Raw genomic sequence first — 23662 nt, 5'->3', positions numbered from 1 at the left:
CGCTGCTTTGTATTTTTGGCCATCTAATCGGCTATGATCATAAGGAGATCAGTGAAAACCAGTACACTTATGCTATAATTTAAATAACTGTTTTTGTGCTTAGAGAAAATTGGATAAAGGATGCATTGACCAACCATGTATGAGAATCAGACTTCTACGCACCACAAGCTCTTTATTATCGGCGCAGGTGCAGCCGGACTAATGGCCGCTGTTACTGCGAGTGATATGGGGATCGATACTGCCATTCTGGAGAGTAACGACCGGATTGGCAAGAAGATCTTAACGACAGGCGATGGCCGCTGCAACATTACGAATGAATCCACTGTGACAGCTGAGGATGAAGCAGCCGCTTTATCGCGCAAGTATCACAGTAATCAATCCGGATTTCCGCTTGCGGTAGTGCAGCAATACGGCGTCAGCCAGACGATTGATTTTTTCTCCTTTCTTGGGCTTCCGCTTACAAGACTGAAGGGGGGCTTGATGTATCCGATGTCGCTGCAGGCAGCGGCGGTACTGGATATTTTCCAGCTGGCGCTAGAGGATCGGAATGTTCCCGTATACCTTAAGAATAAAGTGGTGGATGTTACTGTCTCGGCGGACCATCCGCGCTTCACGATAAAATGCCAAACGGAGACAGAGGAAGAGGTTGTTTATACCAGCGACTATCTGCTTCTGTCTACGGGTGGCAACACCGGTCCCAATGCAGGAAAAGAACCTCCCGGTTATACCCTTGCCGAACGTCTGGGGCACACCCTGATTGAGCCTTTTCCGGCCATTGTGCAATTGAAGCTGCAATATCCGAATATGAGGGCTCTGTCCAGTATCAAATCTCAGGGACAAGCTCATATCATTGTAAAGGGTAAAGTCATCGGCAGTGAACAGGGTGAGCTGGCCTTCACAGACTATGGAATTACCGGTCCGCCCATTCTCCAGCTAAGCAGGAAGGCTGCGTATCATCTGGCAAGAGGAGAACAGGTGAAACTATCGGTGGATCTGATGCCGGGCCGCTCGGAGGAAGAGCTAGTAGAGTTTCTGGAAAAGCTCTGGGAGAGCTTTGGGCACCGGACCGTGGCGGATTCCCTCGTGGGTATCTTCAACAAGAAGCTTGTTACTGTCCTGCTTAAGGAGACGGGCTTAGATCAACAGCCACAGCTTCTTTGCCAGAACCTTCCGACGAGAATTAAAGAGAATTTTTATCGGCTCTTGAAGCGTTGGGAATTCAAAGTGACGGATACCAATGGCTTTACGAATGCGCAGGTGACAGCCGGCGGCATTGATACGTCCGAACTTACCCGGGGAACGCTGGAATCCAAGCGGGTGCCCGGGCTGTATTTGGCCGGCGAAGTGATGGATGTGGACGGAGATTTCGGCGGCTATAACCTGCAATGGGCCTGGAGTTCCGGATATGTGGCCGCCATGGCGATAGCTAAGTCCATTCAATAAATTTATTAGGAAAAGGGATGCATCAATTAACATGTATAAGGATCAGACTTCTAAGCACCACGAGCTGTTCATTATCGGTGGGGGTGCTGCAGGTCTAATGGCTGCAGTTACAGCGAGGGATCAAGGTATTGATACAGCCATTATTGAAAGCAATGACCGGCTCGGGAAGAAAATTATAACGACGGGTAATGGGCGTTGCAACATTACGAACCAATCCACCGCCACCGGTACGGATGAAGCAGCCGCTTTATCCGTCAAGTATCACAGCAATCAGGCAGGCTTCCCAATACATGTACTGCGGCAATTCGGTGTCCGCCAGACGATCGAATTTTTCTCTTCGCTCGGGCTTCCTTTTATGAGCTTGGAGAATGGCCGGATGTATCCGATGTCGCTGCAGGCGGCTTCGGTGCCGGGTGTGTTTAAGCTGGCGCTGGAGGATCGGAATGTTCCCGTATATTATAAACATAAAGTGCTCGATGTGGCCGTTTCGGCGGGACATCCCCGGTTCGCGATAACCTGCAAGACGGAGACAGAGGAACAGGTAGTATATACCAGCGACTATCTTTTTCTATGTACCGGCGGCCTTACCGCTCCCAAAACAGGAACAGACGGCTCCGGTTATACGCTTGTCCAGCGTCTGGGACATACCATGATCCACCCGGTGCCAGGCATTGTACAATTGAAGCTGGATTATCCGTATTTGAAGGAACTGTCGGGCATCAAATTTGAGGGAGAGGCACATGTTATCGTAAACAATGAAGTCATCCGCACGGAGTCTGGCGAGATTCTTTTTACGGACTATGGGATCTCGGGCCCGCCTATCCTTCAGCTAAGCAGAAAGGCTGCGTATAATCTCGGCATAGGAGAATCCGTGACCCTGTCGGTCGATTTGATGCCGGAGCGCACGGAGGAAGAGTTAATTGATTTCCTGGAGATCCACTGGGGGATCTTCGGACACCGAACAGTTGCCGATGCCTTCGTCGGTATCGTCAGCAAGAAACTGATTCCTGTGCTGCTGAAAGAAGCTGGAATTGATCAACAGCTGCATCTGCTGTGTCAGGATCTATCCTGGAAAACCAAGAAAATATTCTATAAACTATTGAAGCGTTGGGAATTTAAAATCACCGATACCAACAGCTTCACGAACGCCCAAACCACTGCCGGTGGCATCGATACTACGGAGCTGGTCGAAGGAACGCTGGAATCTAAGCTGGTGCCTGGGCTCTATTTAGCCGGTGAGGTGATGGATGTAGACGGCGATTGCGGCGGCTATAACCTGCAATGGGCCTGGAGCTCCGGATATGCCGCCGCGATGGCGCTTGCTGAACGGCGTGCCCGGACCACGTAGAGGGATAGAGGATAGATGCAATAGCGAAGACACCCGTAGGGGTGTCTCCCGGCGGCCCCATATGGAGTACCTCAAAAGCGTACTTTAATGTTCGCTTTTTTGTGTTTTTCCAGCGACACAGTGTGCTTTAATAAGTTTAGTTAATGCTTGAAGTTCATATTTATGGTTAACCATATCAACAGTAAAGTCTTCTGCTTTTTTGACATCCATATTAAAGAACAAGTCATTATAGCGTAGGAAAATAACAAGTGCTGTGAAAGCAGTGCGTTTATTTGCATTGTGAAACGGATGATTTTGACCCAGTGACTCGAACAAAGCGGCTGCTTTTTCAAAAATGGTGGGGTAAGCATCTTCTTCAAAAGCTGAAGATTGTGGGCGAAGGACAGCAGATTCGAGCAGTCCCGGCTCTTTGACACCAACTTGTTCACCTGGACTATAGCGTTGAATCATTGCGAGATTAATGGCTATGACTTCTTGGACGGATAAATAACGGGTTTGAATCATCTGTCTTTGAGACCATGTAAGGTCTGATCGTATTGATTAATAACATCTGCCAAAGAATCCATGAAATTTTCACTGATTCCATGAGGAAGCGATACCTTTGTTGACTTTTTTATAATAATTTCTCCAGTAGACTGGTTTATATCGATAAGAACGGTATCCCCTTGATCCAGCCCTATTTGCTTGAGTGCATCAGTCATTGTTATACCTAAGCTGTTTCCGAATTTAGTGACTTTTCGTTCCATTTCAACCACCCTATTCATTAGAAGTCCTCCTCAATATTATATTTAACTGTTATAACAATTATACATTATAGATGGATTAACGTAAATATGCTAAGCAACTGTTAAGTCAAGGAGGCCTTATTATATGAGCAGACAGGCTGAGAAGCCACTGAACGATGGCCCTATCATCCACAAAGAAAAAATAATTGCTTCAAAAATGATCCGTATCTATTGCAAGAAAAAACATCATGAGAAAGAGATCTGCGGGGAATGCCGGAGCTTGGATGAGTATGTTATGAAAAGACTCTCCTATTGCAAATTTGGAGAGGCGAAGACCGCTTGTGCGAAGTGTCCAATTCATTGCTATGCACCGGCTTACCGCCAAGAAATCAAACACGTGATGCGTTTCTCAGGACCATGGATGCTGCTGTATCATCCGATAGAATCCATAAGGCATATCCCCATACCGGAGAAGTTAAAAAAAACGTTGTCACGATAGCCGGTAAGCCCATTCCAGTTAAAAACAGTCAAGGAACAGGATGGCCCTGCGCCTTGGCTGTTCGTGGTTACACATTCTCCAACCCCAGCCATTCCCGCTTCAATATAGCGAATTGCTGGGTATTCTCATACTTCGGCGTTCCGTCTTCGTTCGTGGTGAAGGAGATGAATTCGAGGAAGCAGCCCTCCCTGCGCATGCCCAGCTTCTCGCAGAGCTTCTGCGATCTGGAGTTGTCGTCCTCGACATAGGCATAGATGCGTCTGGCTTCCTGCTCCAGGAAAAGGTAGCGCAGCAGCGCACGGGCGCTTTCACTGGCATAGCCGACGCCTTCGTAGGCCGGATTGAAGTGCCACCCTACGCTGTAGGTATCAGGCTCCTCTTTCATGCAGAACAGATCGCCAATAATCGCCCCGGTCTCCTTCAGCGTGACGGCCAGATGGGAGTCGTCCTGACTCCGTTTGCTGGCGTCCGCGATGGCTTCTTCTAACGTGGAGAGGCGTTCGCTAAGGAAGCAGTTTACCCGCGGATTCGCTAGGTACTCCAGCATCCCCGGTGCATCTGCCTCCCGGAAGTTTCTGATGATTAATCGGTCAGTACTGATGTCTTGCATGATGGTTCCTCCTTAAGGTTGGGTGGGCGTGGTATTTACCGGCAAACGGATGTGAACGGAATACCTGCCGCCAGTGCTTGTAAAAGTGATTTCGCCCTTATGCTGGCTGATGATTTTGTGGCAGGTCTTGAGGCCGATCCCGGTGCTATGGATTTCCTGGGCCTCCCTTTTAATAACATTCGTGATATCCATCAACAGCCAGCGGCCTTCAATCCTATACGCAGTAGTGACGGGCGCAGATGTATCGGCATACTTCGTAATGTTGGAGAAAAGATTATCGAATACCCGCCTGAAGGAGATCAGGTGAAGCTCCACGCGGAAAGGGACAGGGGACGGCTCCCATGCTACCTGGAAGCCGTGATTCTCCAGCAGCATCGACTGCTCATCGATTAACTGATCCATCAGCTGAATCCCATCGTAGGACTCGAACTCCAGGTCATTCTCCTCTGTGTTATACACGGTGAAGTACTCGAATAGCTTATCGGACAGATGCTTAATCTGATAGGCTTTTTCCCTGCTGTTATGAATGTATTTCGCTAACGCTTCCTGATCCTGATACTTCTTGTATTCGATGATGTCCAGGTAGCCGACCAATGCGGTGAGCGGTGTCCGCAGATCGTGGGACATGGCAGTGACCAGCTCGCTGTTGGCCAATCTGGCCTGCTCCTCGCTCTCCAGACGCTCGATGAATGACTTCCTCATCTCATTGATGCTCTGGGCCAGCGACGACAGCTCATCCTTCCCCTTGAGAGTAATCGGATAGTCCAGATTCCCGCCCTCCAGAATTTTAATCTCCTTCTCCAGCACGCCAATATAAGAGGTCTTCTTGTTGATGAAGAACAGAACCAGGACGATGAAGAAGATGAACGACAGAATCACACCGAGAATCGTAATGAGGTTGTAGTACTTGTATTCAAAAAAATACTCCATATACACCTGAGCAGCCGTATCCGCAAAGGTAACCGTGGAATACTGGGATTTGCTGAAAATGTTAGGGTCGGGCAGAAACCTCGTATTCTCGGTCTTGATCGTATACCCGTCCGTAGAGTAGAGGAATTGGTTGTCCTTATAGAGATAGAGATTCACGTACTTGGCGTCTCGGACCCATGCGGCTATCTTAGCGTCATCCTTAAGCGAAAGATGCTGCCCGGAGATATATGCTTGAAGTGCCGGAAGGGCGTGCTCTTCTTGCTTGTGAATGAACGAGCTTCTGGTCCGGTAATGCTCCAGCAGATCTTCGCCTGTGGACTGCAGCAGCAGGAATAATCCTGCAGAAGCCACGAACGAACCGATCAGGCACAGAATTAATTTCAGTTTCAGCCTGCTCAACCGTAGCTTATGATTCAATCCGGTACCCCTTTCCCCAGACGGTTCGGATGAACTTGGGATTCTGCGGGTCCTTCTCCAGCTTCATCCGCAGATTGCGGATATGAACCATCACCGTATTGTTGCAGCTGTAAAAGTAAGGCTCGCCCCACACACTCTCATACAGATTCTGCGCCGAGAAAATCTTATTGCGGTTGCCGGCCATCAGCGCCAGTAGCTTGTACTCAATTTCGGTTAGGGTCAGCTCCTTCCCATTCATCATGACCTCGTTAACAGCAGGATTAATGCTTAGTCCGTTGAAGGTGATCACATCTGAGGGGGCGGAGGTATCCTCCTTGCCTTTGTATACATAATACCGCCTAAGTAAGGCCTTCACCCGGGACACCAATTCGGTGTAGGAAAAGGGCTTGGACAGGTAGTCGTCACTTCCGGCCGAGAAGGCGAGCGTTTTGTCAGAGTCTTGAGTCTTAGCTGTCAGGAAAAGAATAGGCGCACTGGTCATCTCACGAATCTCCACGCAAGCCTTGAAGCCCGATTTCCGGGGCATCATAATATCGAGAATAATCAGATCGATGGTATCGTCTACTTTATTCACGGCATCTTCACCGTCTACAGCCTCAATGACACGGTATTGCTCGCTCTCCAGCAGCACCCGGACAATCTCCCGGATCTCGTGGTTGTCATCCGCTATAAGTATGGTTTTCGCAGGATTCATCATTCTTCCATCCCTCTCCTTTCCCGGGTACTCGTCGTGCTTACATTATAGATTGTCCATTGCGTTTAAACCACCGGATGACAGGCGACTTAAGAATTCTTAAGGAATTCCATGCCCGGATCTTAAGAATATTTACCTAAGCTGGTACTATCATAAGCCAGTGAAGAGAGGGATTCGAAATGGATGGGTTATTACACAAAAAGCGGGTCAGCAAGGTTCTCCTCGCTTGCGCAGGCCTTGTAACTACGATCATATTCATCAGATACCTGCCGGAGCTTCTGCGCCTGACGATGTCGCTGGATGCCTTCCGGGACTATATCCTTTCTACAGGAAAGCTAGGGCCGGTTATGCTGGTTCTCTTCCAGATTCTCCAGACGGTGATCGCGCCCATACCGGGAGAGGTCGTTCAAATTGCCGGGGGATACATCTATGGAACAACGCTAGGGGCGGTCTACGTGACTGGGGGGATGATGCTGGGGGCGGTGATTGCCTTCTATTTCACCAGATTCCTGGGCGGGTCTTTCATTGAGCGGCTGCTGCAGAAGGATAAGTTCAAGTGGATGCGGGGGATGATGGATAATAAGAAATTCTCAATCTTCCTGTTCATTGTTTTCATTATTCCCGGATTCCCCAAGGATATGTTCATCTATGCCGCGGGATTGACGACGATGAAGCCCCTAAGATTCTTTATGATCCTGCTCTTTGCCAGATTCCCGTGGCTGCTGGCCTCCGTGAGCGTTGGGGCTAATATTTATGATAAGAATTATGGCCCCACCATCGTCATCTCCGTTATTTCAGTCATAGCCTTTATCTTGGGATTAATCTATAAGGACAAGCTGATTGACAAATTATCTTCCTTCAAAGGCGGCAAAAGCGGGTCGTAGCCTCAACATCTAGGAATGATGTCTGTAACTTGGACATAGAGTGGAACTACAGGAGGCGTTGCATATGGTTATCCAACTTAGTGTTGCTTTGGCTGCGGTTGCTTTTGTTGGACTGGTGATATTCGTGATTCTTACGCTGCGCAAGGGAATGACCACGCTCGGGGAGACCAACAAGACGCTGGGCGAGGTGAGAAATGCCATCCATGGATTGACGGGAGAGGCGACTCAGCTCATACACACGGCGAATCAGGTCACCCGGGATGTGAAGGGGAAGATCAAGACCATTGATCCGATCTTTGAATCTGCGCACAATGTGGGCGAAGTCATTCAGACGGTGACCGAGACCTTCAAGAAGAACGCTACCGACATCGGCCAAAGCTTGAACCAGGAGCCTGAGAAACCCACGGCTTCCGTCAAAAGCAAAAGCGGCCAGATCCGCGTCAATACGAAGTTTCAGTAACCTTTGTATCATTGATAAGAAGCGTCAGTTCCAGGCACCCCGGGCGGGTGTCTTTTTGTATGTAGTTATCATTACGCTGCAAAATAATCATTTTCTCATAATAGCGCATAATTGCAGGTGAACTGAGCAAATGATTGTTTCGACACTATTTGGCTCTCTGCTATGCTCGGGATATCCGACAGGTTCATTTCCGTCTACTTCAAGGGTTCGGATCAGCCGGGATAAGAGGAGGGCAGAACAGAAATTCCACGGTAACTTGCAAGCGGTTACAATAATATCTGCAACAACCTAAATCGGGAGGCCAATCTATGAAAAGAATCGTTGCAAAGGTAACCAGTATGACTTTGTTGTTCACTCTTGGACTCACTCTGCTATTCAGCGGGTGGGGGACTGCGGTGGTACATGCTGCGGGACTTACGGTAACAGGCAGTGGGGGCGGAAATGAAGCGGCATTTGTGGAGTGGTCACCAGTCAGTAATGCGTCAGGGTATAAGGTATATGTCAAGGCTGCAAGTGCAGCAGATTCCCAGTATCAGCAGCTCCATAATGAATTAATCCGCAGATATGCCTCCTACTGGAGAGCAGATGCCGTAGGATTGGCCGCTGGTAATTATGTGATGAAAGTCGAAGCTGTGCTGTCCGGCGGGGGGACGGCAAGTGCGGTTACGGGAACGCTGACTGTAGCGGCGTATGACCGGTCGGGGTTTTCTTTTTCCACAGCATCACCTTATGGTACAGGCTCTGGTGCTTATAATGACAATGGAACGCTGAGAAGCGGCGCACAGGTGCTGTATATCACCTCTCAGAACGCGCAGACCGTAACGCTTCCCGTAGTGGTCAGCAGCTCAGGTACAGTGCAGACGGGGACAGGGCTTGGCAGCATTCTCGCTCTCCGGCAAAAAGGCTATGACACCACCCCGCTCGCCATCCGGCTGATCGGAAAGGTGACAGCCGCCGACCTCAGCGGACAGCTGAACAGCAGCGGATATCTTGAGCTCAAAGGCAAAAACAATTATACGGAAATGAACATTACCCTCGAAGGAATAGGAAAAGATGCGTATGCCTACGGCTGGGGAATGCTGCTCAGGTATACCGGGAATGTAGAGGTAAGGAACCTGGGTGTGATGTTATTCCCGGATGACGGCATTTCCATGGATACAGGCAACGCGAATGTGTGGGTGCATAATAATGATATTTTCTACGGATCAGCGGGAAGTGACGCTGACCAGGTCAAAGGAGATGGCTCTACGGACCTCAAAAAAGGCTCCAGCTATATTACCATCTCGTATAACCACTATTTCGATTCCGGCAAAGCGGCTCTCGTCGGACTGAGCGAATCCGCCGAATTCTTCGTCACCTTCCACCATAACTGGTTCGATCATTCCGACTCCCGCCACCCGCGGATCAGAGTAGCTTCGGTCCATGTGTATAATAACTTCTATGACGGCGTATCCAAATACGGTGTAGGCGTGACGACTGGCTCTTCTGCCTTCGTGGAAAGTAATGTGTTCCGTAACGCTAAATATCCGATGCTGAGCTCCCAGCAGGGTACGGATGCACTGGGCGAAGGCACATTCTCCGGGGAGACTGGCGGGATGATTAAGGCCTACAATAACAGTATTACGGGTGCGTCCGGCCTTATCTATGCGAACTCCAATACCGGAACTGCTCCGGCAAATGCAGCCTCTCACGATGCTTACCTGGCCTCATCAAGAAGCGAAGCCGTTCCCGGCTCGTACAAAGCACTTGTCGGCGGAACAGCATATAACAACTTCGATACGAGCGTGGATACAGGCGTCAGCGCAGCTGCGGTGGATAGCGTAAGCGCAGTACAACAGAAAGTGACAGCGGGAGCGGGACGTCAAGGGGGCGGGGATTTCAGCTGGACTTTTAATAACGCTGTAGACGACACCTCCTATGCCCTCAACGCGCCGTTAATGTCGGCCATCCGAAGCTACACCTCAGGACTGGTGTCTGTGGGAGGCAATTCCGGCCCGGTAGGACCGACACCTGCACCAACAGCGACACCTGCGCCAACGGCAACACCGGTGCCAACAGCGACGCCGGTACCGACAGCAACACCAGTGCCAACGGTAACGCCTGTGCCAACAGCAACGCCTGCTCCGGGAGCGGCGGTTCACAATTTTACAACATCCGGCACATCAAGCAGCTTCTTCACCATTCAAGGCAACCTCTCCACCAGCAAGGGAACGGTACTCTACAACGGCCTGACCCTGACCCAATGTCTGAAAATCGAGAGCACCACCAGCATCCAGTTCACCGCCGCCAAGGCCTCAACGCTAACGTTAGTCTTCAACTCCGAGGGAACCAAGATTAAGGTGGATGGGACAAGCTATCCAATCACGAACGGCATAGCTACCGTCTCCCTTGCGGCTGGCGCGCATACGATTACGAAGGATAGTACGGCTAATTTGTATTATGTGGTGGTGGAATAAATAGGGGATTTCTTTCGCTGAACCGAACCGAATTAAGGCGACCTGTAGGGGTCGCCTTTTACTCTATTCTTTTACTCTATTAGTGATTTACTATACACTTTTAAACTTCGTATTATGTAGTAACATGATTTTTAAAAAAGGATTTAATTCCATCATATATAACAACTAATCCAATAATTAATGCCAAACTTCTTACCACAAACTCAGCAACATAGAGGTTCCCTTGGTATTGTGTTGAACTAAAGGTATGCCCTGTGATAAATCCTGGTGATACCATCACAAGCACACCTAAAACGACACTTGAAATTAAAAGCACGACTTTACTCACAAATATCCCCCTTTTTTATTCTTTAGATGTAAAATCAATTACTTTCTTTACTGTCAACCAAATCAATAATCTCTCGTATGTCCTGAATATCTAGAGCTTCTGCAATTCTAACGATATGACTGAAGCTAATGCTTTCTCGCTTACCATTGGCTAGTTCGCTTAATGCGGCGTGCCGGACCCTGGATATTCGGGACAACTCCCGCATCGAAATCTTATGCTGAGCAGTCAATTCAGATATTTTCACTACAATATTTTTCCCCACTGCAATTCCACCTTATCCTGAGCATTTGTTATCGGCTGTACACAGCTAAGCTCACCGTAAATAATTTAAGATTGGCACGCATGTGCGTACCGAGTTTCCTCTGTAATTATGCTACGCTGATGTATATCATAAATCTATAATGTAGCTTATAAAGGAGGCCCAATGCCCAACATTCTCGAATCGCTATATCATGGTAGTCTATTTCCTAGTGAAGATATAATCTCCAAGGACCCCAATTATCGTCCGCTTAATGGTCAGATCACCGAATCTCTCGAAGCTTGGAAGCAGAAGCTGTCCGTGAGCGAGTTCGAGGAACTGGAGTCTTTATTGGAGCTATATTCACAAGTGCAGGGAATGGATATGACGGCTGCATTTGTGTCAGGGTTCAAGGTCGGTGCTATGACGATGATAGAAGTGCTGGTAGAGTAAGAGACCTGGGTAAGTGGTTCTATGTTAAAAACAAACAGCTTTGCTCTTCAATAGCGGGTTATCCCTCCCCATACCGCCCCACCGCCATCTCCGCCGACTTCAGCATACGCTGCTTGAGCTGCTCGCCCTGGGTGATCTTCACGCGCAGGCCCAGGAAGCGGATGCGGGAGAGCAGGAACTCGCTGTCGTCCCTCATGTAGTGGACGGTGATGTGGTAGATCCCCGTAGCTTCATCGAAGGCCACGGACTTATCGAAGCAGGAGAAGGTGGCCAAGATCCGCGACAGCTCGGCATTGTAGACCGGAATGACCTGAATGCAGGCGGATTCTCTCAGACCGTCCAGGAGCCGGGCAATCCGGGCCTTGAGGCCATCTATCCGGTGGGCGGGGATGGGAGCAGGTTCGGCAGACACGATGTTCCGCAGCTTGGTGGACATGAGTGAGCGCTGCCGGGTGCTGTACCACTGCAAATACCACTCCCGCTTATACATATTGTACTCCAGCTTGTGAGGGAAGCCGGACGGATCGGTCCGTTCCCCGCCATGCTTGATCGCATACGTGATCTGAATTCCCTGATTCTCCATGATGATGCGGCGCAGGGGGCGGAGCAGCGGATGATAGACCTGGCGTTCCTTGCTGCGGGCTTTCTCGATAATGATCTCTCTTACTTCAATAGAAGCTTCGGCCTCCAGCAGGAAATTCAGTTTACGTAAGGTCTCCATTGAAAAAGCTTCAGCCGCCGCCGGATGCCCCAGCATCGTCCTCAGCCAGGAACGCTCCTGCGAGGTCAGCGCCAGGGAGCCTGCTTCCTCCAGGCGGGAGATGATCTGGAAGTTGAATATTTTCTCAAAGGGATTCATAGTAGCTCTTAATCTCCTTCCATTCCTCCATGAACTGCTTGCGCAGCCAGCGGGGCTCCAGAATCTCGCAGCTGGAGCCGAAGCTTCGCAGCCACGGCTTGATCTCAAAAATCTCGTTTACCATAATCTCGTACAGGAAGGTCGTATCGGATTCCTCCGTAATGGTTCCCCACTGCCCTTGCGCCTCCACCCGCTCCCGGATGAAGTTAGCGCCGGACCGGCTGGGATTATAGAATCGGACGGCCACCTTAACTGTACGGTTGGTATCCGTCACCCAGCTATACTCCAGCTGAGCCCCCAATTGCTGAAGTCTCTGCGCGAACTCCTCTTCTTCTACAGGCTCGCCCTCTTCAACCTGGGTCAGGCCGTCCATCCGCAGCTTCTTGATCCCCGTCCGGCTATGATAGCCGATCAGATACCAGCGCCCATACTGATGATCGTAGACGACACGCAGCGGAAGAAGGCTGTCCGTAATCCCTGCCGATTCCCTCTCGAAGAGGGGGTTGGTATTCTGGGAGGTGTAGTTCATGCCTTTTTTGGGCGACAGATAGAGGAATTTGATTCTCCGGCGCTGCTGAACCGCCCCGAAAATCGTATAGAGATGCGCTTCATCCAGAATCCGTGAATGGTAATGGTATTTGTAGCGGTGGGTCTCTGTGGCTTCGGGAAGAATGCCCCTTATCCGCAGCGCCTTCTTCAAGGTGTCACGCAGCAAGTAGCCTTGGACAGACGGAATCTGCGTATTGGCAATGACATCTACATAATCGAACAGGTCGAGCAGCTCGTCATCCGTCAACTGGTCCAGCAGATCGTTGGCGGCTTTGTAACGGTAAGGGCGCTTGTCATTCACTCTTACAATCACGCCGACCTCCTCCAGGTATTTCAGGTCTCCCCGGATGGTCTTCTCGTCCGGCAGCGGCGAATCGGCAGGCATCTGGTCACAGCAGCCGTCGTGCAGCTCCTTGGCCGTCAACTCCTCGCTCTGAAGTGCAGTTAACAACAGTGTCAGCCGGATGCTCTCGGTCTCCTTCAGCGATTTGGCCCGGAAAAGGAACAGGAGCAGCGGATCGGCAGATTCATAGTAATTATAGCGAAGCCAATCGGATAGCTCGGTGCCTTGTTCGGCGGTCAGATCCTGCTGCAGGACGGTTACCATCTCTTTGAGATTGCGCAGCGTTTTGTCATAAGTATGTACGGAAATGCCGAGCCGCTCGGCGAATTGCTGCCTGCTGTAAGCGCCCCCGGCTAGTGACAGCATACGGAGAAACTGTATTTCTTTATCGAAGCTTTCCTTGGCCATATGTAACCCTCCAGCCTGTAACGCATTCATGAGTTGTAATAGTTAATACCTCTATTAAGCACCAGAGTTGCATGAAATGGAAGATTTTTGTCCGCCGCCATACTTACACCCTGTTCCACATTGGCAAAATGAGGGAAGATAAAGCCAGCGAAACCGACTTGGAACGGAGGGATGGCATGAACCCTATAAATACGCTCATTCATGAGCAATTGAAGCAGATTGAACAAGAGGAGCAAGTGACGATCCTCTATGCCTGTGAGTCAGGCAGCCGGGCGTGGGGATTCCCCTCGCAGGACAGTGATTATGATGTGCGGTTCATTTATGTGCATCGGCCAGAGTGGTACTTATCAATCTGGGATGCGCGGGATGTCATAGAGCGTCCTATTAACAAAATGCTGGATATTAGCGGCTGGGATCTGCGCAAAGCGCTGAAGCTGTTCCATAAATCCAACCCGCCGCTGCTGGAGTGGCTGCAGTCCCCGATCCAGTATGCTGAGAAGTTCAGTATGGCGGAGCAGCTCAGGAGGATCTCACCGTATACCTTTTCGCCGAAATCCTGTATGTACCATTATCTGAATATGGCCAAAGGCAACTACCGGGATTACCTCCAAGGGGAGCAGGTCAAGATCAAAAAATATTTCTACGTGCTGCGCCCGGTGCTGGCCTGTGAGTGGATTCACCTGTACGGGGAGATGCCGCCGATGGAGTTCGAGGTGCTGGTGGACCGGCTGATTCCAAGGGATAGTGAGCTGTGGCAGGTTGTGCAGCATTTGCTGGACCGGAAGAAGTCGGGAGAAGAGCTGGACCTGGAGCCGCGGCTGAGTGCGATTAACGAGTATTTGGAGGAGCAGCTGCAAGCGCTGGAGCAGACAGCGGCGGCATATCTCAGTGCTAGGACGGACAATCGGAATGGGCAGCTTGATGCTCTGTTCCGGGATGCTTTGCAGGAAGTGTGGGGGTTGAATTTAAACTAAATAGATTGAACTAAATAATTTGAGTTAAGGGAAAAGTGGCGGAGGGGAATTTTGGAACTGGAGGAGCGTTAGCGACCGCCTGAAAGCTTTCCGTAGGAAAGCTCACTTCGGAAGCATCAGCTGTCTGCGGATTTCCACCGCGAAAAGCGGTATAAATCTAGAAATCTGCAGACAACAGCGGCCGGAAGTCCAAAACTTCTCTGTAGTGACGACTTAACTTTAAGTTAGGCTTGGCTGATAAAGAACGACCGACAGGAGGAAGACAATCATGGCTATTGTACAACTGAGATCAACGAACCCGCAGCTGAGCTTCATCATTAAAAAGAATCCGCAGAGCGGCATGCAGCTTCGCCCGGTCCGCCAGGGTATCGCTTACGGCTGGTATTCGGATGAGGCTACCTATAATGTGTATTTTAAGGACGCTGACAATGAGGTCTCCTATAAAAAGAACGAAGGCGAGAGCTTCGAGTACCTCAATGTCTCCCGCTATAACACTCCGTTATTCCCGCTGAATGCGGTGAATGAGTTCTTCACTGCACCTTTCAAGGCGCGGGATGAACGGGATGCGGAGGGGTATGAGCACTCTTTTACCATCCAGATGATTCATGTCGAGCGGCTGCATTATATCCGGTTCTTCGAGCAGCATCTGAAGGATTATACGTTCACCCTGGAACACCAGGCGCATAAGAGCTATTCCCTGACCATTACTACGCAGCTAAGCTTATATCACCTCCTGCATGTGGTCAGTGTGCTGTCATTGTTCTTATCTATCTTTGGGGATGAGTATATCGATATTTCGGACCGGATTCTGGACAAATATATCCGCAGTCTGAATGTGATGGATGCCCCCTTCTACATCCGCAGCCTATTCGCCCGAAATCTCCTGAAGACCCGGGAGCAGTTCAAGCGGTATAAGGCGGCGGTCGAGCAAACGGATCTGTACCCGATCGGTCTGGAGTATGGCAGCACGGCGATGCAGCGGCGGACGTTCATCTCGGGTGTGCTTCCGTTTGATAAGCCTATTCTGGATATCGGCTGCGGGGAAGGCTTTTACGCCATTCCGTATGCCGGGAAGATTGAGGGCGCTTATTATGCGGTGGACATCAACGAGGAGCTGCTGGAGGTTGTGAACCGGAAGGCAAAGGCCAAGGAGCTCGACAACATCGTCACCTTCCGCTCGCTGGAGCATTTCCTGGAGCTCTACAACGGAGAGCAGGTGGATGTCATTCTGACCGAGGTGGTGGAGCATATGAGTGAGACGGAAGCGGCTGCGCTGATCCGGCAGATCATCCGCCATGTGGATTTCGGGCAGCTTATTGTGACTACGCCGAATGCGGACTTCAATCCTTACTATGAGCTGGAAGGCTTCCGGCATGAAGATCACAAGTGGGAAAAAGGCCAGGCGGCGTTCCAGGAGTGGCTGACGGCCGCCCTGCAAGGGCTGGGCGTAGAAGCCGAATTCTCGCTCGTGGGCGACCGGGTGGGCGAGATCCGCACCACACAGAGCGCAATTGTGCGCAGACAGGAGGGTTAGACCATGGACATTCAGACGAAGGTACACACGATATTCATGCTGGTGGGTGCGACGGAGTGCGGGAAGTCTACTTTTGCCAAAGAGGTACTGATCCCCCAGCTTAAGCTTGCGGATAGCAACACAGGTCTGCGCACAAATGTGCAGTACCTCTCCTCAGACCTCATCCGTCAAGAGATCTTAGGCTATGACTACGATAAATACGACCAGGTCATGCTGGAGGCCAGCTCGCATACGTTCGTGTTGTTGTTCGAGCGGCTGAAGCGGATCACCTCCTGGCCGATTAATGCGGAGTTTGTCATTATGGATACGATTGGTCTCGCGGAGGATTATCGGAGTAAGGTGCGGGCGATTGCCCAGGAGAACCAGTATAATCTGGAGGTCATTCTGTTCGATTACCGCAAGCGGGAGGATTATTATGCCTCAGAGCGCTCGAAGAAGCTGATCTCCAGCCACCTGAACCGGCTGCGCCGCGAAGTGCTGCCTGTGTTGTCCCGCGAGGGCTACCATAGTATTCATAAGGTGCGGGCCAAGGATTTTCTGCTGGAAGGTGTTGAAGGTACTGAAGGTTCTGGGGAAAAGTTGCCGAACCCGGATTACCGGGTGCACATTCAGGATTGGGAGGCCTATGCCGCTGCTGTGCTTCCGCAGGAACAGGAATACATCGTAGTCGGAGACGTACACGAGTGTGTTCAAGAGCTGCAAGGGCTGCTGCGCAGCTACGGCTACCGGATTGAAGAAGGGATGCTAAGTGCTACGGATAAGCTGAAGAATACACGGATTATCCTGGCGGGCGACTGGATCGATAAGGGCAAGCAGACCCGGGAGATTACAGAATTCCTGTATGACAACCGTGAGCATTTTCTGCTGGTGATGGGCAACCATGAGAATTTCGTCTACAAGTACCTGCGCGGCGAGATTCAGGGTACCGACCCGGAGTTGTTAAGAACGTATTTTGATTCGACCCAGGTGTTACAGGAAGATGCGGAGCTTCACCGTAAATTCGAAGTGCTGGTGGAGAGTGCCAAGCCCTTTTACCGCTATATAGGGATGCGGGGCCCTTCCTTCTATGTAACCCACGCTCCTTGCCGCAACAAATACATCGGGAAGCTGGATGCGTATTCGCAGCGCCATCAGCGCAACTTCCGGTTGGACCGTGAATCTGCTTACGAGCAGCAGCTTGAGTTCCTGAAGGAGGAGGCGGAGGGGAATCATCCGTTTCACCTGTTCGGACATATTGCCGCCAAGCAGACGTTCCGCATCAAGAACAAGCTTCATCTGGACACGGGAGCCGTGCACGGGAACGGGCTGACTTCAGTCCAAATAACGTTCAAGCCATTCTACAAAAGCCATAAATCCCGGCAGCAGCTATTTCAGGAGGATTTGCCGGTTCTCTTCCGCGAAGTGAATACGGTCTCTGTGGAGGAGTTGGATGCGGAGTCCATACGCAGGCTGCATTACTCCTCGCAGAATAAGGTCAACTTCATCTCCGGGACGATGTCGCCTGCGGATAAGGATGAAGTAGAAGGCGAGCTGGAGTCGCTGCGCAAGGGTCTGGATTACTTTGCCGAACGCGGGGTACATGAGGTGGTCCTTCAGCCTAAATATATGGGATCGCGCTGCACGGTGTATCTGTACCGGGACGTAGAGCATTGCTACGCGGTTAGCCGTAACGGCTATAAGGTCAAGGCTGTAGATTTGACGCCAGTCTATGAAGGCCTGCTGGAGCGGTTCGAAATATATATGGCGGAGCAAGGCATCCGTGTGCTGGTGCTGGACGGGGAGCTTCTGCCCTGGAAGGCGCTGGGGGAAGGGCTGATTGAACGCCAGTTCCAGCCGATTGGGCGGGCACTGGAGAACGAGCTTGCGTTCCTGAGAGAGCACGGGTTCGAGGATTCGCTCGGTGAGTTGATCCAGGCGTATGAAGCCAGCGGATTCGAACAGGATCAGCATCACCTGACCAAAGAAGCGCTTAGCACCAGCTACGGCGCTCACGTATATCAGACATATAAGCATGTCCGCAGTATCCGGGATGCCTATGTGGGACTCGACCAGCGGGACGAAGCGTACCGGGTATATAAACAGCAGTTGGAATTGTATGCCGGAGATGCGGAGCTGGACTATAAGCCTTTTGCCATCCTGAAGGAAGTGCTGGAGAGCGGGAAGGACCGGGTGCCTGAGGGGATAACCTCGGAGCAGTACCGCTTCCTGAATGACGACGAGATCCTGGTGCTGGACCTTCAGGAGCCGGAGGCTTACAGCCGGGCTGAGGACTATTTCGCCGCCATAACCATTGAGCAGAAAATGGAGGGGATCGTCATCAAGCCGGAGCGCGAGCAGCCGGGAGTGGTCCCTTACTTGAAGGTCCGTAATCCGGGTTACCTGTCGATTATTTACGGCTACGACTACAGATTCCCGCACAAGTATGCCAAGCTGATGAAGCAGAAGAATATCGCACCTAAGCTGCGTACTTCCCTGGCTGAGCATCGGCTGGGTAAGCAGATGCTGGAGATTAAGCTGGAGGATATTTCGGCGGACAACAGCGACTATAAGCAGATTGCCGCGAACCTGTTGTTCGAGGTGACGAAGGAGAAGGAGATTGATCCGAGGCTCTAAAAGGATCGTCAGGCAGGCTGCCGGGAAGCTCCCGGCAGTCTTCTTCGTGCGTCCGGCTGGCCGCAGGCAGCGCTCTGATGAAACAAAACGCCGGATTCCTGCAAGTAAACGCAGAATGATGGTCAAGTCTCTTTTAAGATAATAATATGGGTGTTGAGAGGAGGCAGTGACAGTTGGAGATTAGATTTGAAGCAGACCCAGGCATGGATCGGGGATGGGCCAAGGTGGTCACTCATCCGGCGGAACAGGAACAATGGAAGAAACTTGAGACTGCGATTCAGGCGGCAGAGAAGCGGATCACCGTCATCAATGCCGGCAATAACCGCCAGGTCACTGTGGAAGCCGGCAAGGTTGCAGCTGTAGAGGCGGAGGGCCGGATGTGCAGTGTGCGGCTCATTACCGGGGAGATGTACCTGCTCAACACGAGACTGAAGTTCGCGCTGGAGGTGCTGGATACGCCCGGGTTCATTAAGATCAACAATCAGACCATTATAAATACCCGCTATATCAAAGAATTCTCGGCAACCGCTAATGCACGGGTGGAAGTCCGGCTGACAGATAATACTTTCTATACTGTCAGCCGTTACTATATCAATGATTTTAGGAGGAATTATCATGGCTAATCAGATCAGGCAAGGATTCTTTCAGGTATTTACTCTTACGTCGCTTTGGGTCACGCTGCTGTTAACGGTGTTCTTCAGAGATCAGCCGGTGGAGATGTTGTATCTGTGGCGTCTGGCGGGTATTGCCGCTGTAGCTGCCGTAATATTCGGGGTTATGTATAATATGCTGTGGAATCACTTCACGCTGAAGCCGCTGTGGAATATCCTGATCGGTTCACTGCTCAGCATTACCGGCGGAATGGGCATGGTATGGCTTTTCTCCATCGAGATGTTCGATTCTATCAGCGCCTGGTGGCCTGGAATGCTGCTGTTATCCGTCATCCTGCATACGATTGCGTTCTACTTCTATGCCAGAGCGAACAGCAGGAAGTCAGCGGAAGAGCTGAATAGGATTTTGAAGTAGTCGGAGAGCACGCTTAGCCGGGGTTGCAGACTTGAAGTATACATTAAAAGAAGAAGGAGAGCACCCCGTGGGTCAGCTCTCCTTCTTCGTATCTATCTATGCCGTTCCTCGGATCGGCGTGAAGTTAACCCATCACAACCAGCACTTCGTTCTCTGTAGCCATCCGGGACACTGGAATCAGGTTGCCTTCGATCTCCTCGCCGTTGATGACGATGCGGGAGACGCCTTTCTGGACGCCGTTTTTGTTCTCGACCTGGATGTTCAGCTTCTTCCCGCGGAATTCGCGCACCATGGAGAAGTTGGTCCAGTCCGAAGGGACACACGGGTCCAGACGCAGGCCGTCCTTCTGGGGCTGAACGCCCATAATGCCCTCTGCCAGTGAGACCATAACAGTGGAGGCCGTGCCGGTCAGCCAGTGGACATGGGCCCGGCCCTGATACGGGCTGTCCTTGGATTCCACGAATTGGCCGTGAACGTAAGGCTCCAGCTTGCGGACCTCCGCATTCTCGTTCATGGTGGCCGGGCTGCAGTTCAGGAAATACTCGAACGCGCGTTCACCGTTGCCGATCACTGTCTCCGCCAGGATAAGCCAGCCCTGCGGCTGACTGAAGATGCCGCCGTTCTCCTTCGTTGAGGCATTGAACAGCGCCATCAGTGCTACCGGCAAGCCGTATTTGCGGAATGGCGGGTAGAACAGCATCGTGCCGTAATCGGTCCGCAGATTTTCATAGACCTTGTCCATAGCTAGCTTGGCCTGATCCGGGCGGGCCGCGCCGCTGAGCACCGACCAGCTCTGCGGATTGAGCCAGATTCGGCCTTCATCGTTCTCCCAGGAGCCGATGGTATAGTTATCCTCGGTGAAGCCTCGGACGAACTGATCGTTCTCCCAGGCATACTTCTGGATGTTGCTGTCCAGCTCCTCCAGCAGCCCTTGGGCCCATGCCGTATCCTCTGGCTTGTTCTTGTTCTCCGCGATATCCATGAATACCTTGAAGCCCATGTACAGCTGGAAGGCCACGAATAGGGATTCGCCCTTGGCGCCAAGCCGCAGACAATCGTTCCAGTCGGCATGGAGGCCGACCGGCATCCCGTGCGCGCCCATCCGGTCCAGGCTGAATTGAAGCGCCTGCCGCAGATGCTCATACACCGTTGCTTCGCCCTGATCTGAATAAGGAATGACCTCATCGGTGAAGTCCCAGTTCCCGCTCTCATTCAGGTACTTGATAACTGTCGGGAACAGCCACAGGGCATCGTCGGCCCGGTAGTGCGGATGTCCGGTCTCCCGCACATACTCAGGGTCGTCAGGTGTTCCCTCATGGCCCGGGTTATGGTCGAATTTCACCAGCGGCAGCCCGCCGCCGTTGGATACCTGGGCGGAGATCATCAGCCGCAGGCGTTCGAGAGCCATCTCATGGTCCAGATGGATAATCCCCTGGATGTCCTGCACCGTATCCCGGTAGCCGAGCCCGTTGCGCAGGCCGGAGTACTGGAAGGAGGCGGCACGCGACCAGATGAAGGTGATGAAGCACTGATATGCGTTCCAGGTGTTGATCATATGGTTCAGATTACTGCTTGGAGTCTGCACCTGGAAGCGGTTAAGCTTGCTGTGCCAGAAGGTCTTCAGTTCTTCAAGCTCCCGGTCTACCACGGACAAATCCTGATAGTGGCTAAGAATGCCGGAGGCTCCCTCTTCATCATATTGTCCCAACAGGAAGGCAATTTCCTTCTCTTCTCCCGGTTGCAGCTCTACATTCATCTGCAGGGCACCGCATGCATTGGCATTATAGTTCAGTGAGTTCGAGCATTGTCCGTTCTCCACGGAGAGCGGATTCCCGTAGCTGCGGTAATCTCCAAGGAATGTATCGCGGTCCCCGTCATAACCGGCCACCTCTGCTCCGGCCGCGCCGAAGAATCTCCAGGTCTGTTCTCCCGCGATATTTTCATTGATGACTTGAAGAATTTTATCGTGCTTGAAGTAGGTCCGGGAAATAAACAGCGTGTATTGCAGGTTCACGGTATCCTGCTCATAGTTGTTGTCATTGGTGAATTCGGCGAAGCCGAAGAGAGCCAGCTTTCGCGGAGTGGTGCCATCATTGCGGATCTTCATGCGCCATACCTCATAGGTCTTGTTCAGCGGTACATAGTATAAGGACTCGGTATGAATGTTGTCATAATCTGAGACGATGTTCGTGTATCCGGTTCCATGATGGCAGACGGATTTGTATTGCTCCAGATCCTTGCCTACCGGCTGCCAGGAGCCGGACCAATAATCACCGTTCTCCAGGTCTTTGATATAAATGTAGCGCCCAGGCTCGTCCTTGGAGTTGAAATGATAGCGGATATGCCGTCCGTTGGCCCCGGATTTCACGAAGCTGTAGCCTCCGGCATTGCCTGAGATAATCGCACCGTATTCCGGTGAACCGAGGTAGTTGGCCCAAGGAGCAGGCGTATTCGGCTTCGTAATCAGATACTCTTTGTTCTTGTCGTCAAAATGACCGTATTGCATAACCATTCCTCCTCATGATAGATGACAGGCAGGGTTATGAACGCGCGTTTATAAACGACCGAAGAATCCCGCCTACTTCCATTATAAGACAATAATGGTCTGACAATATAGCCTATATTTGAGAAAAAAACAAACAGTAGAGTCTTTCTATAGCAGTTTCCTATATTTGAACGGGAGCATGGTGCTGATAAGATCAAGAGGAAGGAGGATTGCAAGATGAGTGTGAAGCAATGGTCTGAAGCTACAATATCCTATGATCTAAATGGTGAATGGTCTATCCGTAGAGCAGAGCCCGGGGAGTGGGGCGTATATTGCTCCGTCTACTATAACATGAAGTATAGCGGTTTTTTTAGAGAGGAAAGCTATGCGAATCCGCGAAGGAATGCCTTTTGGATATACAAGGGGGAGAGTAAAATCGGCGGAGTCCGGATGTCCCCGAATGTGATCTACCATCTCTTTGTAATCCCGCCCTTTAACGATTCATTTGGAGTATTGAAGCAGCTTAAAGCACTGTTGATTCAGTGGTCTGACCGGAAGGAGCCTGTACGCACCTATGAGATTCTGCCGGATCAGGTTCAGCTGTATGCCCGGGCAGGCTTCTGGCCGGATGAATTCAGGTGCCGCTGGATGCAGCGGCCTACAGAATATTTTCACATCAAATGGGAGGATGATCTGAGGATAGAGAGTCCAGAAGTGGAAGGAACTGAGGACGGAGGCAAACGGTTCATCCTTGCAGAAGAGATTGCCCGTTGTGATTTTGAGAGTTTTAGAGGCGGACTGGATGCAATCCGGAGGAAGCAATTTGCTTTAGAAGATTTTATACCCGGTGAAGATCCTAATTATTCCAATGAAATATTGATACAGGCTTCCACGCTGGTATTCGATAACACCACTGATCAGCTCATTGCCAACTGCCGGCTGTGTCTGCAGGATCATGTGGCGGCAGTCTACAGCATCGGCGTTAACCCCGCCTATCGGGGAAAAGGGCTGGCTACACGCATGCTGCAAAGAGCCCTCACCACTCTAAAGGGAACGTATCCGCTGCTGAGATTGTATGTAATGGAGGGAAATGTTGCGGAATCTGTGTACTATAATCTCGGGTTTAAGTCCGGGGTGCAGGAGATTCAGAAGATGTATATCCCGGTGGATTAACGCAAATAAGCGATCCGCAAGATCAGCGAAGGCACCCTTAGGGGTGTCTTTTTTTAGCTATAAAAATGAATGGAAACACAAAGAAAAGGGATCTTTCGCAATTATGCAGTGATTTTTGTCACAATAAAGGAGATTTGTAGAGTTAATGTAGAGGTCTGTCGGATAGTATTAGAAACTAAGAGATTATGATACACAACCTGTCGGTATCCGTAT

At 51.0% G+C, this 23662-nt stretch carries 23 protein-coding genes; 13 read left to right on the top strand and 10 right to left on the bottom strand.

What is annotated here, in order from left to right:
- Positions 1–135 precede the first annotated feature (135 nt).
- Both NST04_RS02590 and NST04_RS02585 read left to right on the top strand, forming a co-directional pair.
- Positions 136–1443 (top strand): aminoacetone oxidase family FAD-binding enzyme, encoded by a 1308-nt coding sequence (locus tag NST04_RS02590; RefSeq protein WP_341183069.1) that lies wholly within the window; start codon positions 136–138, stop codon positions 1441–1443.
- A 31-nt stretch (positions 1444–1474) separates the two neighbouring features.
- Complete coding sequence (locus tag NST04_RS02585; RefSeq protein WP_341183068.1) at positions 1475–2791, top strand: BaiN/RdsA family NAD(P)/FAD-dependent oxidoreductase; 1317 nt, start codon at positions 1475–1477, stop codon at positions 2789–2791.
- Between the two features lie 84 nt (positions 2792–2875).
- Here the strand turns inward: NST04_RS02585 and NST04_RS02580 are convergent, their stop codons facing one another.
- Entirely contained in the window at positions 2876–3295 is a 420-nt protein-coding gene (locus NST04_RS02580) for a type II toxin-antitoxin system death-on-curing family toxin (RefSeq protein ID WP_341183067.1), read from the bottom strand.
- Positions 3292–3555: an AbrB/MazE/SpoVT family DNA-binding domain-containing protein gene (locus tag NST04_RS02575; protein WP_341183066.1), complete on the bottom strand. Its 264-nt coding sequence runs from the start codon at positions 3553–3555 to the stop codon at positions 3292–3294. The genes NST04_RS02580 and NST04_RS02575 overlap by 4 nt, the downstream gene beginning before the upstream one ends.
- A 106-nt stretch (positions 3556–3661) precedes the next feature.
- Here NST04_RS02575 and NST04_RS02570 point away from each other — a divergent pair, with 106 nt between their 5' ends.
- Positions 3662–4015, top strand: coding sequence for a nitrous oxide-stimulated promoter family protein (locus tag NST04_RS02570; protein WP_341183065.1), 354 nt, complete (start codon positions 3662–3664; stop codon positions 4013–4015).
- A 67-nt stretch (positions 4016–4082) separates the two neighbouring features.
- Here the strand turns inward: NST04_RS02570 and NST04_RS02565 are convergent, their stop codons facing one another.
- Genes NST04_RS02565 through NST04_RS02555 form a run of 3 tightly spaced genes read right to left on the bottom strand, consistent with a single transcriptional unit; the run spans position 4083 to position 6669 of the window.
- Positions 4083–4625, bottom strand: a complete 543-nt coding sequence (locus tag NST04_RS02565; protein WP_341183064.1) for a GNAT family N-acetyltransferase — start codon at positions 4623–4625, stop codon at positions 4083–4085.
- Between the two features lie 12 nt (positions 4626–4637).
- Positions 4638–5954 carry a HAMP domain-containing sensor histidine kinase gene (locus NST04_RS02560; RefSeq protein WP_341183063.1) on the bottom strand — a complete coding sequence of 439 codons (1317 nt, stop codon included), beginning with the start codon at positions 5952–5954 and terminating at the stop codon, positions 4638–4640.
- Positions 5955–5961: 7 nt separating this feature from the next.
- Positions 5962–6669, bottom strand: a complete 708-nt coding sequence (locus NST04_RS02555; protein ID WP_341183062.1) for a response regulator transcription factor — start codon at positions 6667–6669, stop codon at positions 5962–5964.
- Between the two features lie 176 nt (positions 6670–6845).
- Here NST04_RS02555 and NST04_RS02550 point away from each other — a divergent pair, with 176 nt between their 5' ends.
- The 3 genes from NST04_RS02550 (at position 6846) to NST04_RS02540 (ending at position 10466) form a co-directional block, all read left to right on the top strand.
- A complete protein-coding gene (locus NST04_RS02550) occupies positions 6846–7550 on the top strand; it encodes a TVP38/TMEM64 family protein (protein ID WP_341183061.1) in 705 nt (234 codons plus the stop codon).
- A 64-nt stretch (positions 7551–7614) separates the two neighbouring features.
- Entirely contained in the window at positions 7615–8010 is a 396-nt protein-coding gene (locus tag NST04_RS02545) for a DUF948 domain-containing protein (protein ID WP_341183060.1), read from the top strand.
- 308 nt (positions 8011–8318) lie between these two features.
- A complete protein-coding gene (locus tag NST04_RS02540; protein ID WP_341183059.1) occupies positions 8319–10466 on the top strand; it encodes a pectate lyase family protein in 2148 nt (715 codons plus the stop codon).
- A gap of 112 nt (positions 10467–10578) precedes the next feature.
- Here the strand turns inward: NST04_RS02540 and NST04_RS02535 are convergent, their stop codons facing one another.
- A complete protein-coding gene (locus NST04_RS02535) occupies positions 10579–10794 on the bottom strand; it encodes a hypothetical protein (protein ID WP_341183058.1) in 216 nt (71 codons plus the stop codon).
- A 34-nt stretch (positions 10795–10828) separates the two neighbouring features.
- A complete protein-coding gene (locus NST04_RS02530; protein ID WP_341183057.1) occupies positions 10829–11056 on the bottom strand; it encodes a helix-turn-helix domain-containing protein in 228 nt (75 codons plus the stop codon).
- A gap of 162 nt (positions 11057–11218) precedes the next feature.
- Here NST04_RS02530 and NST04_RS02525 point away from each other — a divergent pair, with 162 nt between their 5' ends.
- On the top strand, positions 11219–11485 hold the full coding sequence (locus NST04_RS02525; RefSeq protein ID WP_341183056.1) for a DUF6809 family protein: 267 nt from the start codon (positions 11219–11221) through the stop codon (positions 11483–11485).
- A gap of 58 nt (positions 11486–11543) precedes the next feature.
- On the opposite strand, the gene NST04_RS02520 is transcribed toward NST04_RS02525, so the two are convergent.
- A complete protein-coding gene (locus NST04_RS02520; RefSeq protein ID WP_341183055.1) occupies positions 11544–12344 on the bottom strand; it encodes a WYL domain-containing protein in 801 nt (266 codons plus the stop codon).
- The gene (locus tag NST04_RS02515) at positions 12331–13644 is read right to left on the bottom strand and encodes a helix-turn-helix transcriptional regulator (RefSeq protein ID WP_341183054.1); all 1314 of its coding nucleotides are present in this window, start codon (positions 13642–13644) and stop codon (positions 12331–12333) included. The genes NST04_RS02520 and NST04_RS02515 overlap by 14 nt, the downstream gene beginning before the upstream one ends.
- A 176-nt stretch (positions 13645–13820) precedes the next feature.
- Here NST04_RS02515 and NST04_RS02510 point away from each other — a divergent pair, with 176 nt between their 5' ends.
- The 5 genes from NST04_RS02510 to NST04_RS02490 all read left to right on the top strand — a co-directional run bounded on the left by NST04_RS02510 (position 13821) and on the right by NST04_RS02490 (position 19791).
- The gene (locus NST04_RS02510) at positions 13821–14618 is read left to right on the top strand and encodes a nucleotidyltransferase domain-containing protein (protein ID WP_341183053.1); all 798 of its coding nucleotides are present in this window, start codon (positions 13821–13823) and stop codon (positions 14616–14618) included.
- Between the two features lie 268 nt (positions 14619–14886).
- On the top strand, positions 14887–16152 hold the full coding sequence (locus tag NST04_RS02505; protein WP_341183052.1) for a class I SAM-dependent methyltransferase: 1266 nt from the start codon (positions 14887–14889) through the stop codon (positions 16150–16152).
- Positions 16153–16155: 3 nt separating this feature from the next.
- Entirely contained in the window at positions 16156–18765 is a 2610-nt protein-coding gene (locus NST04_RS02500; protein WP_341183051.1) for a metallophosphoesterase, read from the top strand.
- 173 nt (positions 18766–18938) lie between these two features.
- Entirely contained in the window at positions 18939–19388 is a 450-nt protein-coding gene (locus NST04_RS02495; RefSeq protein WP_341183050.1) for a LytTR family DNA-binding domain-containing protein, read from the top strand.
- Positions 19381–19791 carry a hypothetical protein gene (locus tag NST04_RS02490; protein WP_341183049.1) on the top strand — a complete coding sequence of 137 codons (411 nt, stop codon included), beginning with the start codon at positions 19381–19383 and terminating at the stop codon, positions 19789–19791. The genes NST04_RS02495 and NST04_RS02490 overlap by 8 nt, the downstream gene beginning before the upstream one ends.
- A 124-nt stretch (positions 19792–19915) precedes the next feature.
- Here NST04_RS02490 and NST04_RS02485 read toward each other — a convergent pair whose 3' ends face one another.
- Positions 19916–22297: a GH36-type glycosyl hydrolase domain-containing protein gene (locus NST04_RS02485; RefSeq protein WP_341183048.1), complete on the bottom strand. Its 2382-nt coding sequence runs from the start codon at positions 22295–22297 to the stop codon at positions 19916–19918.
- Between the two features lie 216 nt (positions 22298–22513).
- Between NST04_RS02485 and NST04_RS02480 the strand changes: the two genes are divergently transcribed.
- Positions 22514–23449, top strand: coding sequence for a GNAT family N-acetyltransferase (locus NST04_RS02480; protein ID WP_341183047.1), 936 nt, complete (start codon positions 22514–22516; stop codon positions 23447–23449).
- Positions 23450–23662 lie beyond the last annotated feature (213 nt).

The organism is Paenibacillus sp. FSL H7-0756, from assembly GCF_038006765.1.
Taxonomy (GTDB): domain Bacteria; phylum Bacillota; class Bacilli; order Paenibacillales; family Paenibacillaceae; genus Paenibacillus_AQ.
This window is presented reverse-complemented; position numbering and strand designations above follow the sequence as displayed.